Annotated in this window: 10 protein-coding genes and 1 pseudogene; 5 read left to right on the forward strand and 6 right to left on the reverse strand. The window is 69.3% G+C overall.

Features of this window, described 5'->3' with window-relative positions; genetic code table 11:
- The first annotated feature begins 2 nt into the window (after nucleotides 1-2).
- Both ggt and ACFOM8_RS00995 read left to right on the forward strand, forming a co-directional pair.
- Complete coding sequence (gene ggt, locus ACFOM8_RS00990; protein ID WP_377758471.1) at nucleotides 3-1,649, forward strand: gamma-glutamyltransferase; 1,647 nt, start codon at nucleotides 3-5, stop codon at nucleotides 1,647-1,649.
- Between the two features lie 7 nt (nucleotides 1,650-1,656).
- Nucleotides 1,657-2,616 (forward strand): 2-hydroxyacid dehydrogenase, encoded by a 960-nt coding sequence (locus ACFOM8_RS00995; protein WP_377758473.1) that lies wholly within the window; start codon nucleotides 1,657-1,659, stop codon nucleotides 2,614-2,616.
- Nucleotides 2,617-2,670: 54 nt separating this feature from the next.
- On the opposite strand, the gene ACFOM8_RS01000 is transcribed toward ACFOM8_RS00995, so the two are convergent.
- Nucleotides 2,671-4,041, reverse strand: a complete 1,371-nt coding sequence (locus ACFOM8_RS01000) for a dicarboxylate/amino acid:cation symporter (RefSeq protein ID WP_377758474.1) — start codon at nucleotides 4,039-4,041, stop codon at nucleotides 2,671-2,673.
- Nucleotides 4,042-4,256: 215 nt separating this feature from the next.
- On the opposite strand from ACFOM8_RS01000, the gene ACFOM8_RS01005 reads away from it, so the two are divergent.
- From ACFOM8_RS01005 to ACFOM8_RS01015, 3 genes and pseudogenes are all read left to right on the forward strand, one after another.
- A complete protein-coding gene (locus ACFOM8_RS01005; protein ID WP_377758476.1) occupies nucleotides 4,257-5,927 on the forward strand; it encodes a sensor histidine kinase in 1,671 nt (556 codons plus the stop codon).
- Nucleotides 5,924-6,205, forward strand: a pseudogene (locus ACFOM8_RS01010) (response regulator); the annotation flags it as partial. The gene ACFOM8_RS01005 and the pseudogene ACFOM8_RS01010, both read left to right, overlap by 4 nt.
- A gap of 304 nt (nucleotides 6,206-6,509) precedes the next feature.
- Entirely contained in the window at nucleotides 6,510-7,241 is a 732-nt protein-coding gene (locus ACFOM8_RS01015) for a sigma-54-dependent transcriptional regulator (RefSeq protein WP_377758478.1), read from the forward strand.
- On the opposite strand, the gene cysW is transcribed toward ACFOM8_RS01015, so the two are convergent.
- The 5 genes from cysW to ACFOM8_RS01040 all read right to left on the reverse strand — a co-directional run bounded on the left by cysW (nucleotide 7,242) and on the right by ACFOM8_RS01040 (nucleotide 13,212).
- On the reverse strand, nucleotides 7,242-8,063 hold the full coding sequence (gene cysW, locus ACFOM8_RS01020; RefSeq protein WP_377758480.1) for a sulfate ABC transporter permease subunit CysW: 822 nt from the start codon (nucleotides 8,061-8,063) through the stop codon (nucleotides 7,242-7,244).
- Nucleotides 8,060-8,911: a sulfate ABC transporter permease subunit CysT gene (cysT, locus tag ACFOM8_RS01025; protein WP_377759158.1), complete on the reverse strand. Its 852-nt coding sequence runs from the start codon at nucleotides 8,909-8,911 to the stop codon at nucleotides 8,060-8,062. Before cysT ends, cysW begins: the two co-directional genes overlap by 4 nt.
- A gap of 2 nt (nucleotides 8,912-8,913) precedes the next feature.
- Entirely contained in the window at nucleotides 8,914-9,909 is a 996-nt protein-coding gene (locus ACFOM8_RS01030; RefSeq protein ID WP_377758482.1) for a sulfate ABC transporter substrate-binding protein, read from the reverse strand.
- Nucleotides 9,906-11,003 carry a sulfate/molybdate ABC transporter ATP-binding protein gene (locus ACFOM8_RS01035; RefSeq protein WP_377758483.1) on the reverse strand — a complete coding sequence of 366 codons (1,098 nt, stop codon included), beginning with the start codon at nucleotides 11,001-11,003 and terminating at the stop codon, nucleotides 9,906-9,908. Before ACFOM8_RS01035 ends, ACFOM8_RS01030 begins: the two co-directional genes overlap by 4 nt.
- Nucleotides 11,004-11,208: 205 nt before the next feature.
- Nucleotides 11,209-13,212 (reverse strand): capsular polysaccharide biosynthesis protein, encoded by a 2,004-nt coding sequence (locus tag ACFOM8_RS01040; protein WP_377758485.1) that lies wholly within the window; start codon nucleotides 13,210-13,212, stop codon nucleotides 11,209-11,211.
- Between the last annotated feature and the right edge of the window lie 3 nt (nucleotides 13,213-13,215).

Raw genomic sequence — 13,215 nt, forward strand, 5'->3', positions numbered from 1 at the left:
TCATGAGTCTGCCATTCACCTGCGAAAAGCGTCCCGCAACCGGCTCGATGGGCGTGGTGGTGACGAACGCCCCTCCGGGAACCGCGGCGGGGGCCGAGATGCTGGCTGTCGGCGGCAATGCGGTGGACGCCGCTGTCGCCGCGCTGCTGACGCTGACGGTGGTAGAGCCGATGATGGTGGGCATCGCGGGCGGCGGCATCGCGCATCTGCGGCTGGCCGACGGACGGCATGTGGTGATCGACGCGCTGTCGGTCGCGGGGCAGGGCGCGCGGGCGGACATGTTCACCCCGGTGTCCGACCTGCCCGACGCCTATATGGACACCGAAGGGCGGCGGAACATGGTCGGGCCTTCGGCGGTCGCCGTGCCCGGCAACCTGCGCGGCTGGTTCCTGATGCAGCGCCGGTACGGGCGGCTGCCCTGGGCCGATGTGGTCGAACCCGCCATCCGCGCGGCGACCCGGGGCTTCACGGTCAGCCCCTATCTGCACGGCGCGGTCCGCGAACACGAGAACGACCTGCGCGCCGATCCCGAGATCGCCCGGCTGTTTCTGCCGGACGGCGCGCCGGTGGCGCCGGGCGCGCGGCTGGTCATGGGCGATTACGCCGAAAGCCTGCGCCTGGTCGGGCAACAGGGCGACGCGGCGCTGCATGGCGGCGATCTGGGACGCGCGCTGGCGGACCGGCTGGCCCAAGGCGGGCACGTCACGCTGGCCGATCTTACGGCAGCCCGCGCCATCGAGCGGGAAGCCATCTTCGGCGCCTATCGCGGGCACACCATTGTCGGCCCGCCGCCGCCCGCATCCTCGGGCGTTCACATCGTCCAGATGCTGAACATGCTGGAACCCCATGACCTGCGCGCCATGGGCTTTGGCAGCCCCGATGCCATGGACCTGATGGCGCAAGCCATGGCCCTGGCCTTCGAGGACCGGCGCAGCGCCTCGGGCGATCCCGATTTCGTCGATGTGCCGGTGGACCGATTGATGTCCAAGGACCACGCCCGGCGGCGGATGGCGGAACGCGCCTTGCCTGCGGCCCGCGCCTTGCCTGCGGCCTGCGCCGCGCGTGAAAGCCGCGACACGACGCACCTGACCGTGGCCGATGCCGACGGCGCCATCGTCAGCGCCACCCACACGATCAACGGGCTGTGGGGCGCGCGCTTCATGGTGCCGGGGACGGGGATCATCCCCAACAACTACATGCTGAACTATGACCCTCGGCCGGGGCGGGCGCTGTCGGTCGCGCCTGGCAAGCGGGTGCCCACGTCCATGGCGCCGATGATGGTGCTGCGGGGCGGGCGGCCCGCCTTCGCGCTTGGCCTGCCGGGGGGCGTGCGGATCTTTCCGTCGGCCATGCAGGCGATCGTGAACCTGATCGACCACGGCATGCCGCTGCAACAGGCGGTCGAGGCCCCGCGCCTGTGGACCGAGGGGCATCACCTGGAACTGGAACCGGCTTACGCGGCGCGGGCGGATGCGATGCGCACGCGCGGCCACGAGGTGCGGCTGGTCAAGACCATCGGCGGCGGCATGAACGCCATCGGCTTTGCGCCGGACAGGGTGATGACCGGCGCCGCTTGCTGGCGCGCCGACGGCACGGTGTTGGCGCAGGGCGGCGGACTGGCCCGCCCGGGCATCCGTTTCGTGATCTGAGGATGCGATGACCACGCTTGTCCTGCTGGATCCCTCGACCCCCGAACGGCTCGACCGCCTTCGGCCCTTCCTGCCGCCGGGCTGGCTTCTGACCACGGCCTTGTCGCGCGCACCCCAGGACCAGCTTGCCGCGCTGCAAGGCGCCGGTTTCGCGATCACCGGCGATGTGCCCGTGACCGAAGCCATGTTCGCGGTGCCCGGGTTGCGGGCGGTCCACAAATGGGGCGTGGGCTTCGACGGCATCGACCTGGAGGCCGCGCGCAGGCACGGCGTGCGGGTGCTGCGCACGACCGGCTCGAACGCCGTGGCGGTGGCGGAAACCACGCTGGGCCTGATCCTGGCCGTCAACCGCAACATCGTGCGGGGCCATGCGGGGATCGCGAAAGGCCGCTGGTCCAAGGCCGAGATCGCGCCGGTTGCCGCCACCCTGTCGGGCCGCACCGTGGGCATCGTCGGCATGGGCCATATCGGCAAGGCCCTGGCCCGCCTGCTGCGCGGCTTCGGCTGCCCGATCCTTTACGCCAAGCGCAGCCCGTTGCCCGCGGCCGAGGAAGCGGACCTGGGCGCGCGCTTCGCGCCCCTGGACGAGTTGCTGGCGTTGTCCGACGTGGTGACGCTGAACTGCGACCTGAACGACAGCACCCGCGACCTGATCGACCGCAGCCGGCTGGCGCTGATGAAGCCGGACGCCATCCTGGTCAACGCCGCGCGCGGCGGCGTCCTGGTCGAGGCCGATCTGGCCGATGCGATCCGCGCGGGCCGGTTGCGCGGGGCCGGAATCGACGTGTTCTCGGTCGAGCCGATCACGCCCGACAACCCCTTGCTGGGCCTCGACCCCGTGGTTCTGACCCCGCATCTGGCGGCGCTGGACGCGGCGGGCTTCGCGCCCACGGTTGCGCGGATGATGGACAACCTGCTGGCGATCCAGAACGGCAAGCCGCCGCGCCTTTCCGATGTGCTGGTCTGACGCACGAAAAAGGGCGCCGCATCGCTGCGGCGCCCGGTCGTGTTTCCTCGGCGATCAGTCGGCGCTGCGTTCGCCCAACTGCAACCCGGCGGGGTGGACGGCCAGCCCGGCGACGGGAACGGCAAGGCCCTCGGGCTCGCGGCCGCCCATCACGGCATCGAAGCGGTCCCGGTCCAGCGCGCCCTGCCAGCGGCTGACCACGACCGTGGCCACCGCGTTGCCGATGAAGTTGGTGATCGACCGGCATTCCGACATGAAGCGGTCGACGCCCAGGATCAGCGCCATGCCGGCGACCGGCACGGTGGGCACCACCGACAGCGTTGCGGCCAGGGTGATGAAGCCCGCGCCCGTCACGCCCGCAGCGCCCTTGGACGACAGCATCGCGACCAGCAGCAGCAAGACCTGCTGTTGCAGCGACAGGTCGGTGTTCGTCGCCTGGGCGATGAACAGCGCGGCCAGCGTCATGTAGATGTTGGTGCCGTCCAGGTTGAAGCTGTAGCCGGTCGGCACCACGAGGCCCACCACGGGGCGCGCGCAGCCGGCCTTTTCCATCTTCTCCATCAGCGAGGGCAGCGCCGACTCCGAGGACGAGGTGCCCAGAACCAGCAGGATCTCGGCCTTGAGATACGAGATCAGCCGGAAGATCGAAAAGCCGTTGACCATGCAGACCGTGCCCAGGATCACGATCACGAACAGGGCCGACGTCAGGTAGAACGTGCCCACCAGCATCGCCAGGTTCATGATCGACGCGATGCCGTATTTGCCGATGGTGAAGGCAAAGGCCCCGAAGGCGCCGATGGGCGCGGCCTTCATCAGGATGTCCACCACGCGGAAGATCGCGAAGGAGGCCGATTCGAGGATGTTCAGGACCGGCCGGCCCTTGTCGCCGACCAGGATGAGGCCGATGCCGAACAGGATGGCGACGAACAGCACCTGAAGGATGTTGCCTTCGACAAAGGCCGAAACCAGCGTCGTCGGGATGATGTCCATCACAAAGCCCGTGAGCGACGTTTCATGCGCCTTTTCGGCATAGGTCGTCACGGTCGAGGCGTCCAGCGTGGCCGGGTCGATGTTCATCCCCGATCCCGGCCGCACCACGTTCGCCACGATCAGGCCCACGATCAGGGCCAGCGTCGAAAAGGTCAGGAAATAGGTGAACGCCTTGCCCACGACCGAGCCCACGCCGCGCAGCGACCCCATGCCCGCCAGGCCGGTGACGATGGTCAGGAAGATGACGGGGGCGATGATCATCTTGACCAGCTTGATGAAGCCGTCACCCAGGGGCTTCAGCGCCTCGCCCGTCTGGGGATAGAAATGGCCCAGCAACGCGCCCGCCACAATGGCGATGACGACCTGGAAATACAGGTGGCGGTAGAAAGGCCGCCTTTCATGGGCAACGGGATGCGCGGATGTGTCCAACTGCATGAAGGCCTCCTCCAGCCTTGTGTGTGTCAATGCGATGACGGACATCCTAAGCCGCGGGCAGTTCAGCCCAAAAGACTTGCCGCATGGCGGCAATGCGCTGAAAACATGGCTGTTTTCACCCGGTAGCGCCGTAAATATGTGTGGTTTTCCACACAAGCCCAAGCTGCTAGTGTGGAAATGGAAACAGCTTGCCGGAACCCGGACGGATGCGGGACATGCAGGACGCCTTGCCGATCGACAGCGATTCGCCGCGCTTCTTCCGCGCGGCGGGGTGGCTGGCCGTGGTCCTGGCCATGGCGCTGCTGGTTCTGGTTCCGGCGGCGGCTTTCTGGGGGGTGCGGGCCGGGGCCTTGCAGAACCTGCGCGATGAAGGCCTGGCCGCCGCGCAGTCGCGGGCGCTGACGCTGGAAAGCATTCTGGACCGCCAACGCGCGGTTGTCGCGATCCTGGCCGACGACGCCATGGTCAAGGCCACGCTCCGCAAGGGGTTTGACCAGGGCGACGCGGTTTCCGCCAAGCTGGAAGGGTTGCGGGCGGAAACGCAAAGCACCGTCCTGTATCTGCTGGACGCGACGGGGCGGACCATCGCCGCGTCGAACTGGAACCAGCCGAACAGCTTTCTGGGCCACGACTACAGCTTCCGCGACTATTTCCGGCAGGCGAACCCGACGGCGCTGGAGTTCGCGCTTGGCACCGTCAGCGGCCAGCCGGGGCTGTATCTGTCCCACGACGTGCGCGACGGCGGGGCGCTTTTGGGGGTAGTGGTTGTCAAGGTGCAATTCGACGGCCTTGAAGCCGCTTGGGCGCGCAGCCCGAACGCGACCCACGTGACCGAGGCCGATGGCCGGGTGATCATCACCACCGACGCGGCGCTTCGCTTTACCGCCACGCCGCCTGCGGTGCCCGACAGCCTGCCGATCGCCCTGCCGGTGCGGGGCACGGGCTGGACCCTGGCCATGCACGTGCCCACGCGGGAAGCGCGGCAGACCGCCCTTTATGCGGCCGGAGCGGCGGGGCTGGCGGTGCTGCTGCTGATGGCGCTGGCCGATCAGGCCCGCCGCGCGCGGCTGCGTGCCGCCCGCAAGGCCCGGGCCGACCGCGCTTACCGCGCGGAGCTGGAACGCGCCGTGGCCGAACGCACCCGCGACCTGTCCGAGGAAATGCGCGAGCGTCAGCTGGCCCAGCAGCGGCTGTCGCAGATGCAGTCGGATCTGGTGCAGGCCAACAAGCTGGCCACCATGGGCCAGATCACCGCGGGCGTCGCCCACGAGATCAACCAGCCGCTTGCAACCATCCGCCTGCTGGCCGAGAACGGCCAGGCCATGCAGCCCGGCGGCCCCGCGGGCGACAATCTGGCCCGCATCACGCGCATGACCGACCGGATCGGCCAGATCACCGACCAGTTGCGCTCTTTCGCGCGCAAACCGACCGGAGAGATCGGGCCCGTTCCTTTGCGCCCGGTGATCGAGGCTTCCTTGCTGCTGACCGCCAGCCGCCGCAAGGCCAGCGATATGCCCGTTCACCTGCCCGACATCCCCGAAGACCTCGCCGTGGCCGGAGAGCAGGTGCGGGTGGAACAGATCCTGGTGAACCTGCTGACCAACGCCTTCGAGGCGCAGGACGCCAGTTCCGATCCCTGGATCCGCATCGGCATCCAGGCCGGCGAGCATGTCACCCTGACGGTGGCCGACAACGGCCCCGGCCTGCCGCCGCAGGTCAGGGACCAGCTGTTCGCGCCTTTCGCCACCAGCAAGGCGCAGGGCCTTGGCCTGGGACTGGTCATCTCGCGCGACATCGCCCGCGACCTCGGCGGCGAACTGACCGCCGACGACCCGGTTCCGGGGCAGGGCGCCACCTTCCGCCTGATCCTGAGGAGGGCCGCATGACCGGGCTCGTGCGGCTGGTCGAGGACGACGAGGATCTGCGCGCGGCCCAGGTCCAGACCCTGCAACTGGCGGGTTTCCGGGTCGAGGAGTTCGGGCTTGCCGCCGATGCGTTGACGGGCGTCACGCGCGATTATCCCGGCGTGGTGCTGTCCGACGTGCGGATGCCCGGCATGGACGGGTTGCAGCTGTTCCAGCGGCTCCGTGCCATCGACGCGGACCTGCCGGTGATCCTGCTGACCGGGCATGGCGACGTGCCCATGGCGGTGGCCGCGCTGAAGGCCGGGGCCTATGACTTTCTCACAAAGCCCGTGGGGCGCGACGGGCTGCTGGCCGCGCTGAACCGTGCCGCCGCCGCCCGTGCGCTTGTTCTGGAAAACCGCGCACTGCGGCAGGCCAGCCACGACGCTTCGGACAGCTTCCCCGAGCTTGGCGGCGGCAGCGAGGTCATGGCCCATCTGCGCGCGGCGCTTGACCGCGTGGCCGAGGCCGAGGGCAATGCCCTGCTGACCGGCCCCGCTGGCGCGGGCAGGCTGGCGGTGGCGCGCGATCCACCGCCGAGGTCCGCGCCGCGCCCGCGCCTTCGTGCATCTGGCCTGCGACGCGCTGGACGACGCGCGCTTCGACGCCGACCTTCTGGGCAGCGAGGCGCCGGGCCCGCGCGGCACAAGGCAGGCGGGCCAGCTGGAACGGGCGCAGCGCGGCGTGCTGTTTCTGGACCGCGTGGACGCGCTGACGCCGGCCATGCAGGCGCGCCTGTCCGCGATCTTCGAGGCGGGCGAGTTCCGGCCCGCGGGCGCCGGCGCGCCCCGGCCGATGGATGTGCAACTGCTGGCATCCACCAGCGCCGATCCGGCCCGTCTGGCCGAGGGGCCGTTCGACGCGCGGCTGTTCTATCGCCTGTCGGGCACCGTTCTGCCGGTTCCGTCCCTGGCTGAACGGCGCGAGGACATTCCCGCGCTTTACCGCCATTTCCTGCTGGCGGCCTGCGCGCGGCTGGACCGGCCCGCCCCCGCGATGACCGGGCCGGTCAAGGCGCGGCTTTCAGGGCACGGCTGGCCGGGAAATCTGCCCGAACTGCGCGGCTTCGCCGAAAGCCAGGCCATCGGCGTGACGCCCTTCGATGCGCAGGCCGACGGCGCGGCGCCAGGGCTGTCCGAGCTGGTCGCCAGCTACGAATCCGAACTGATCCGCGACGCCCTGCGGCTGGCGGGCGGCAATGCCACGGCGGCAATGGCGCGGCTGCAACTGCCGCGCAAGACCTTTTACGACAAGCTGGCCCGCCACGGGATCAAGCCCACGGATTTCCGGCGCTGATCAGCGGGTGCGCGATTCGATTACGGTTTTCAGGACCAGCACCACAAGCGCGATCAGCGTCAGGGTGGACGCGGCGGCAAAGGCTCCGACCGTGTTCAGGTCGTTGAACAAAAGCTCAATCTGCAAGGGCAGGGTCATCGTCTGGCCCCGGATCGCGCCCGACACCACCGACACCGCGCCGAATTCTCCCACGGCCCGCGCCGTTGCCAGCACCGCGCCGTAAAGCAGCGCCCAGCGGATGTTCGGCAGCGTCACCCGCCGGAAGATCTGCCAGCCCGAGGCGCCCAGCGTCAGCGCCGCCTGTTCCTGTTCCGACCCCTGGGCCTGCATCAGGGGCAAAACCTCCCGGGTGACAAAGGGGCTGGTGACGAACAGCGTCACCATGACGATGCCGGGCAGCGCGAACAGAACCTTCACGTCGCCCGCCTCCAGAACGGGACCAAGCAGCCCCTGACGGCCGTAAAGCAGCAGATAGCAGACCCCGGCGATGACGGGCGAGATCGAGAAGGGCAGCTCGATGATCGTCAGCAGCGCCTTGCGGCCCGGAAAGGTGAAGCGCGCGATCAGCCAGGCGGCGGCAATGCCGATGCACAGGTTGACGGGCAGCGTGATCACCGCCACCACCGATGTCAGCCAGATCGCGTGCAGCGTGTCCGGGGCCATGATGTTCTGGGCGAAGACAGCAAGGCCTTCGGACAGCGCGCGCCAGAAGATATAGACCAGCGGCACCACGACCACGAACAGGGTCAGCGCCACCGCCAGCCCGATCAGCAGCCATTGCGCGCTGCGGTCCTGGCGCGGGGCAAGCGCGGCGGGCGTCATGCCGGAACCCTCCGCCGGGTCAGGCGCGATTGCAGCCAGTTCGACAGGACCAGCAGCACCATGGCGATCGCGACCAAGGTCAGAGCGATGGCCGCGGCGCCGTTGTAGTCGTATTCCTCGAGCCGGATCACGGCCAGCAGGGATGCGATCTCGGTCTTCATCGGCAGGTTTCCGGCGATAAAGATCACCGCGCCGAATTCGCCCAGCGACCGGGCGAAGGCGATGGTGGTGCCGACCAGGAAGGACGGCAGGATTCCCGGGAAAATGACCCTGGCGAAGATCTGGAACGGCGTCGCGCCCAGGGTTCGGGCGGCTTCTTCCTGGCTTTGGTCCAGATCCTCCAGAACCGGCTGGACGGTGCGGACCACAAAGGGGATCGAGGTGAAGGACATCGCGACCGCCACCCCCCAGATGGTGTAAACGACCGAAATCCCGGCGGGCGCCAGGATCGCGCCATACCAGCCGTTTTCAGAGAACAGCGCGGTCAGCGCCAGGCCCGCCACGGCGGTGGGCAGCGCGAAGGGAATGTCCATCATCGCGTCAAGCAGCCTGCGCCCCGGAAAGCGGTAGCGCACCAGCACCCAGGCCATCAGCAGTCCGTAAACCGCGTTGAAGACCGTCGCCAGGGCGGCGGCGGTCAGGGTCAGGCGCAAGGCGGCCAGGGTGCGGGGGGCGGTCACGATCTCCCAGAAGCGGAGGGGACCGATCTCGGCCCCCTTCAGCGCCAGGGCGATCACGGGCAACAGGACAATGACGCCGACATAGGTCAGCGTCAGCCCCATCGTCAGGCCAAAGCCCGGAAGCACCCGTTTCTGCCGCCCGGCGGGGGCAGCCGCGACCGCCGCCATGCTCATTGGTTCACGAACACGGAATCGAGGATCCCGCCTTCGGCAAAGTGTTCCTGCTGGACCCTGTCCCAACCGCCGAACACATCCTCGACCGTGACCAGCTTCACCTCGGGGAAGTTCGCGGCGAATTCGGCGGTGATCGTCTCGTCATGCACGCGGTTGAAGTTCCGGGCCAGGATCCGCTGCGCGTCGGGCGAATAAAGAAAGTCCAGATAGGCCTTGGAAACTTCCTCGGTGCCCTTGTCCTCGGCATTCTCGGTCACGACGGCAACCGGGAATTCCGCCAGGATCGACAGGGACGGCGTGACCCGTTCCAGCTTGGCGTCGGCGTATTGCCGGGCGATGCCGCCGGTCTCGGCCTCGAAGGTGATCAGCACGTCGCCGATGCCGCGTTCCGCGAAGGTCGCCGTGGCCGCGCGCCCGCCCTGGTCGAAAACCGGGACATTGGCGAAGATCTTCCTCACGAAGTCCTGCGCCGCCGCATGATCGCCGCCGTTCTTGTCCAGCGCATAGGCATAGGCCGCCAGATAGGTGTAGCGCGCATTGCCGCTGGTCTTGGGGTTGGGGAAGATCACCTGCACGCCCTCTTGCGTCAGGTCGTCCCAATCGTCGATCCCCTTCGGGTTCCCCTCGCGCACCAGAAAGGCCGGCAGCGAGTAATAGGGCGACGCCTGGTTGGGGAACGCCTCGCGCCAGTTCTCGCTGACCAGGCCGCCTTCGGCCAGCACGTCGATGTCCGTCACCTGGTTGAAGGTCACGACATCGGCGGGCAACCCTTCCAGGATGGCGCGGGCCTGTTTAGACGATCCGCCATGCGACTGGTCGATGGTGACGGTCCGGCCGGTTTCCGCCTGCCACTTTTCGGCAAAGACCGGGTTCAGTTCGGCAAACAGCTCGCGTGCGATATCATAGGACACGTTCAGAATCGCGTCCTGCGCGGCCACGGGCGAGGCGAGGCCCAGCACAAGGGCGAGGGCGGTGGTCAGGCGGGTCTTCACGAAAGGGCCTCCTTCAGGGTTCTGGACGGTTCGGCGGGCGCGGCAGCGGATGCCCCGCCGCCGGGAAAGATCTGGCCCGCCACGATGCGAAGCCCGACGGGCTGGCCGACCGACAGGCCGCGGGCATCGCGGCGCGGCAACTCTGCCTCGATCCGGCAGCCGGTGCCGCTTTCCGCCACGATCCGCAGCAGCGCGCCGGTGGATGCGGCCTCGGTCACGCGAAAGGGCGCGGCAGTATCGGGCAGGACTTCGATGTCGGCGGGGCGCAGGAACAGGGTTGCGGGACCATCGGGAAGGGCGCGGCGGGGCAAGGCGGTCAGGTCCAGGCCCGCGGCCTGCGCCCGGCCCGCGCGCATGGTCACGGGCAGTTCGACCGTCAGGCCCAGGAAGCGCGCGACAAAAGGCGTGGCGGGGTGGTCATAGATCTCGTCCGGGCGACCGATCTGTTCGATGACGCCGCCGTTCATGACGACCACACGGTCGGCCAGCTCGAAGGCTTCCTCCTGGTCGTGGGTCACGAAGATGGTGGTCGTGCCCGCGCTGTCATGGACGCCGCGCAGCCAGCGGCGCAGGTCGCGGCGGACCTGGGCGTCGAGGGCGCCGAAAGGTTCGTCGAGCAGCAGCACGCGCGGCCCGGTGGCCATGGCGCGGCCCAGGGCCACGCGCTGGCGCTGCCCGCCCGAGAGTTCGGCGGGATAGCGGTCGGCCAGGCCGTCGATCTGCAAAAACCGCAGCAGCCCGTCCACCGTGGCCGCGATCTGCGCCTTTCCGGGCCGCTGGGCGCGGGGCAGGACCGTCAGGCCGAAGGCGATGTTGTCGCGCACGCTCATGTGCGGAAACAGCGCATAATGCTGGAAAACAAAGCCGATCCGCCGTTCTGCCGCCGATTTCGCCAGCCAGTCGGCGCCGTCGAAGGACAGCCCGCCCGCGTCCGGCCAGTCCAGCCCCGCGATGATCCGCAGCAGCGTGGTCTTGCCCGAGCCAGAGGGGCCCAGAAGCGCGACCAGTTCGCCCTGCCGCACCTCGAGATCAATCCCGCGCAGGACGGGGGTCGCGCCGAAGCGCCGGGCAAGGTGCGAGATCACAAGCGACATGGGCGGCCTTCCTGTTTGCGCGTCACAGTTAGCAACGGACCCCCTGCTTGCCAAGGAACCCGGCTGATCCGGGGGGGCTTTCCCGGAAGAACGGTGTTCCATGCAGGTGCCGTTCCGTCCCAGGACGGACCAATGATGTCATGTGCCCGGATGCCGGTGTTCGGCAGGAATGCCACAGGCGCGACGATTTTCCTTTTTGCGGCCGCTACCGCCGCCAAAGCCAGCTTTGCCCGGCCAGGCGGCCCTGGACCTTGGCCAGCAGGCGCAGCATCGGGGCACGCGGGCCGATGCCGTCCTTCAGCCGGTCCGCCGCGACCTCGACCGGGCAGGGCAGGCCGCTGACCGGGTCGCGGTAGCGCGGATAGGCGATCAGGCAGGCGTGAACCAGCGCCGCAGGATCCGGGCGCGCCTGGCGGCGCGGCGGGATCGGTCCCAGGTCGCGGGTCAGCCCCCAGCCTGCATAGAAGGGCGCGCCCAGCACCGTGACCGGAACGCCGCGCAGCAGGGCCTCGAACCCCAGGGTCGATGTGATGGTCCAGACCTCGTCGACATGCGCCAGCAGCGCGACGGGGTCGGCGGCGGCGGCCACCTCGTCGGCAAGCCCGCGCAAGTCCGGGACGGGAATTGCGCCGGGGCGCAGGCCCGCCTCGACATCGGGATGGGGCTTGTAGATCAGGCAGGCATCGGGATTGTCGCGGCGGACGCGGCGCAGCAGGTCCAGGTTGGTGCGCTCGGCCCCCGCGCCAAGGCGGATCGAGGCGTCGTTCTCGACCTGGCCGGGAACCAGGATGCGCCTGCGCGCCGCCAAAGGGGGGCGGTAACCCTGGTCCGGCAGGTTGTATTTGGACAGGCCCGCATCCCGGATCGCCGCGATCAGACGGGCCGCCCGCGCCGCGCCGCCCGGCGGGGGGCCTTCGCCGATCAGCCGCTCCAACCGGCTTTCGCGGCCTGGGTCGAAATAAATGCCCAGATCGTCCGCGATCAGCGACAAGGGGGGCGTCAGTTCGGCGCCAAGCCCCCGGGACCGTAGAAAGCCGTCCTCGACCCGGATCGCCCCCGGAAGCCGGTCCGCCTTGCCCGCCCAGGCCAGCGTGACGTGGGCCGAGGGCCTGTCGGTGAACCGCACGCCCCGCCCATCGCCGAAGGCGCGCGCGATGAAGGGGCGCTTCCACAGCCGCATCCCATAGGCCAGATGGCCGTCGCGGTCCTGGCGGAAGGCCCTGGCCTCGGCTTCCAACTGATCGACGGCGCCGTCGAAACCGGTCAGCCGGTCGCGGCAAGGATCATACCAGACCGGCGCCAGAAGGTGGCTGGCGGCAAACAGCGCCCCCGCCGACGCGGGGCCGCGTCGGCCCGGCGGCAAGGGGATTTCGTCCTGCGACAGGCCCCAGCCGGCATAAAAGGGCTGGCCGAACAGGCGCGGCCTGTGGCCCGCCAGGACCGCCTCGTACCCCAGCTGAGAGCTGACCGCATAAACGGCATGGGCGTTTTCCAGCAGCCGCCAGGGCGAGACTTCCCCGTCGCAAAGGATGTCCCCGGGCCGCAGATCGTCCGCGCCAAGATGGCCGGGACGCAGGCCCCGGATCGTCTCGGGGTGGCTGCGCAGAAGGATGGGACGGCCGGGATGCTCGCGCCGCGCCGCGTCCAGCATGGCCAGGAACCGATCCCGTCCTGCGCCCATCAGCGAGGCGTCGCCCCGTGTCTGGTCGATCACCATGACATAGCCGGGATCGGGACCGGGAAGATCGGGCCGGTGAGCGTTGTATTTCGACAGATCCAGCGCCCGCAGCCGCGCGATCCCCTCGCGGGCGCGCTGCTCATGGCCGGCCGTCGCGCCCTGGGCGACAAGCCGTTCGATCAGCGAAGGGCGGGACGGGTCGAAATGCAGGCCGAAGGGGTCGATCAGCAGCCCCAACGGACCGCGCCGGGCGATGCGCCCCCTGGCGCGGCCGGGAAGAACGGAGCGCAGAAAGGCATCCTCGACCGTGACCAGCCCCGCGCCGCGGCGCGAGGCGATGGCCCGGCCGCGCCAAGCCGTGGGGCTGGCGCCCCAGACGCCCACGGCATCCCCCGGCCCGGGCAGCCCGAGGCGCAGATCCCATCCCGACAGTTGCAGGATGCGGCGCAGGCGGGGGCCGTGCCAGAAGCCGCGGCTGTATGCGAAAAGCCGCCGGTTCTGTTGTCCGGCGGCCTTTTGCCCAGTCGTCATCCG

Source organism: Paracoccus angustae (assembly GCF_042648745.1).
In the GTDB taxonomy this organism is placed as follows: domain Bacteria; phylum Pseudomonadota; class Alphaproteobacteria; order Rhodobacterales; family Rhodobacteraceae; genus Paracoccus; species Paracoccus angustae.

Excerpts from the sequence above, each read along its gene's own strand:
- ACFOM8_RS01005 (WP_377758476.1), top strand. The coding sequence starts at position 4,257 with ATGCAGGACGCCTTGCCGATCGACAGCGATTCGCCGCGCTTCTTCCGC.
- ACFOM8_RS01040 (WP_377758485.1), bottom strand. The coding sequence starts at position 13,212 with ATGACGACTGGGCAAAAGGCCGCCGGACAACAGAACCGGCGGCTTTTC.
- ACFOM8_RS00995 (WP_377758473.1), top strand. The coding sequence starts at position 1,657 with ATGACCACGCTTGTCCTGCTGGATCCCTCGACCCCCGAACGGCTCGAC.
- ACFOM8_RS01000 (WP_377758474.1), bottom strand. The coding sequence starts at position 4,041 with ATGCAGTTGGACACATCCGCGCATCCCGTTGCCCATGAAAGGCGGCCT.
- ggt (WP_377758471.1), top strand. The coding sequence starts at position 3 with ATGAGTCTGCCATTCACCTGCGAAAAGCGTCCCGCAACCGGCTCGATG.
- cysT (WP_377759158.1), bottom strand. The coding sequence starts at position 8,911 with ATGGCGGCGGTCGCGGCTGCCCCCGCCGGGCGGCAGAAACGGGTGCTT.
- cysW (WP_377758480.1), bottom strand. The coding sequence starts at position 8,063 with ATGACGCCCGCCGCGCTTGCCCCGCGCCAGGACCGCAGCGCGCAATGG.
- ACFOM8_RS01035 (WP_377758483.1), bottom strand. The coding sequence starts at position 11,003 with ATGTCGCTTGTGATCTCGCACCTTGCCCGGCGCTTCGGCGCGACCCCC.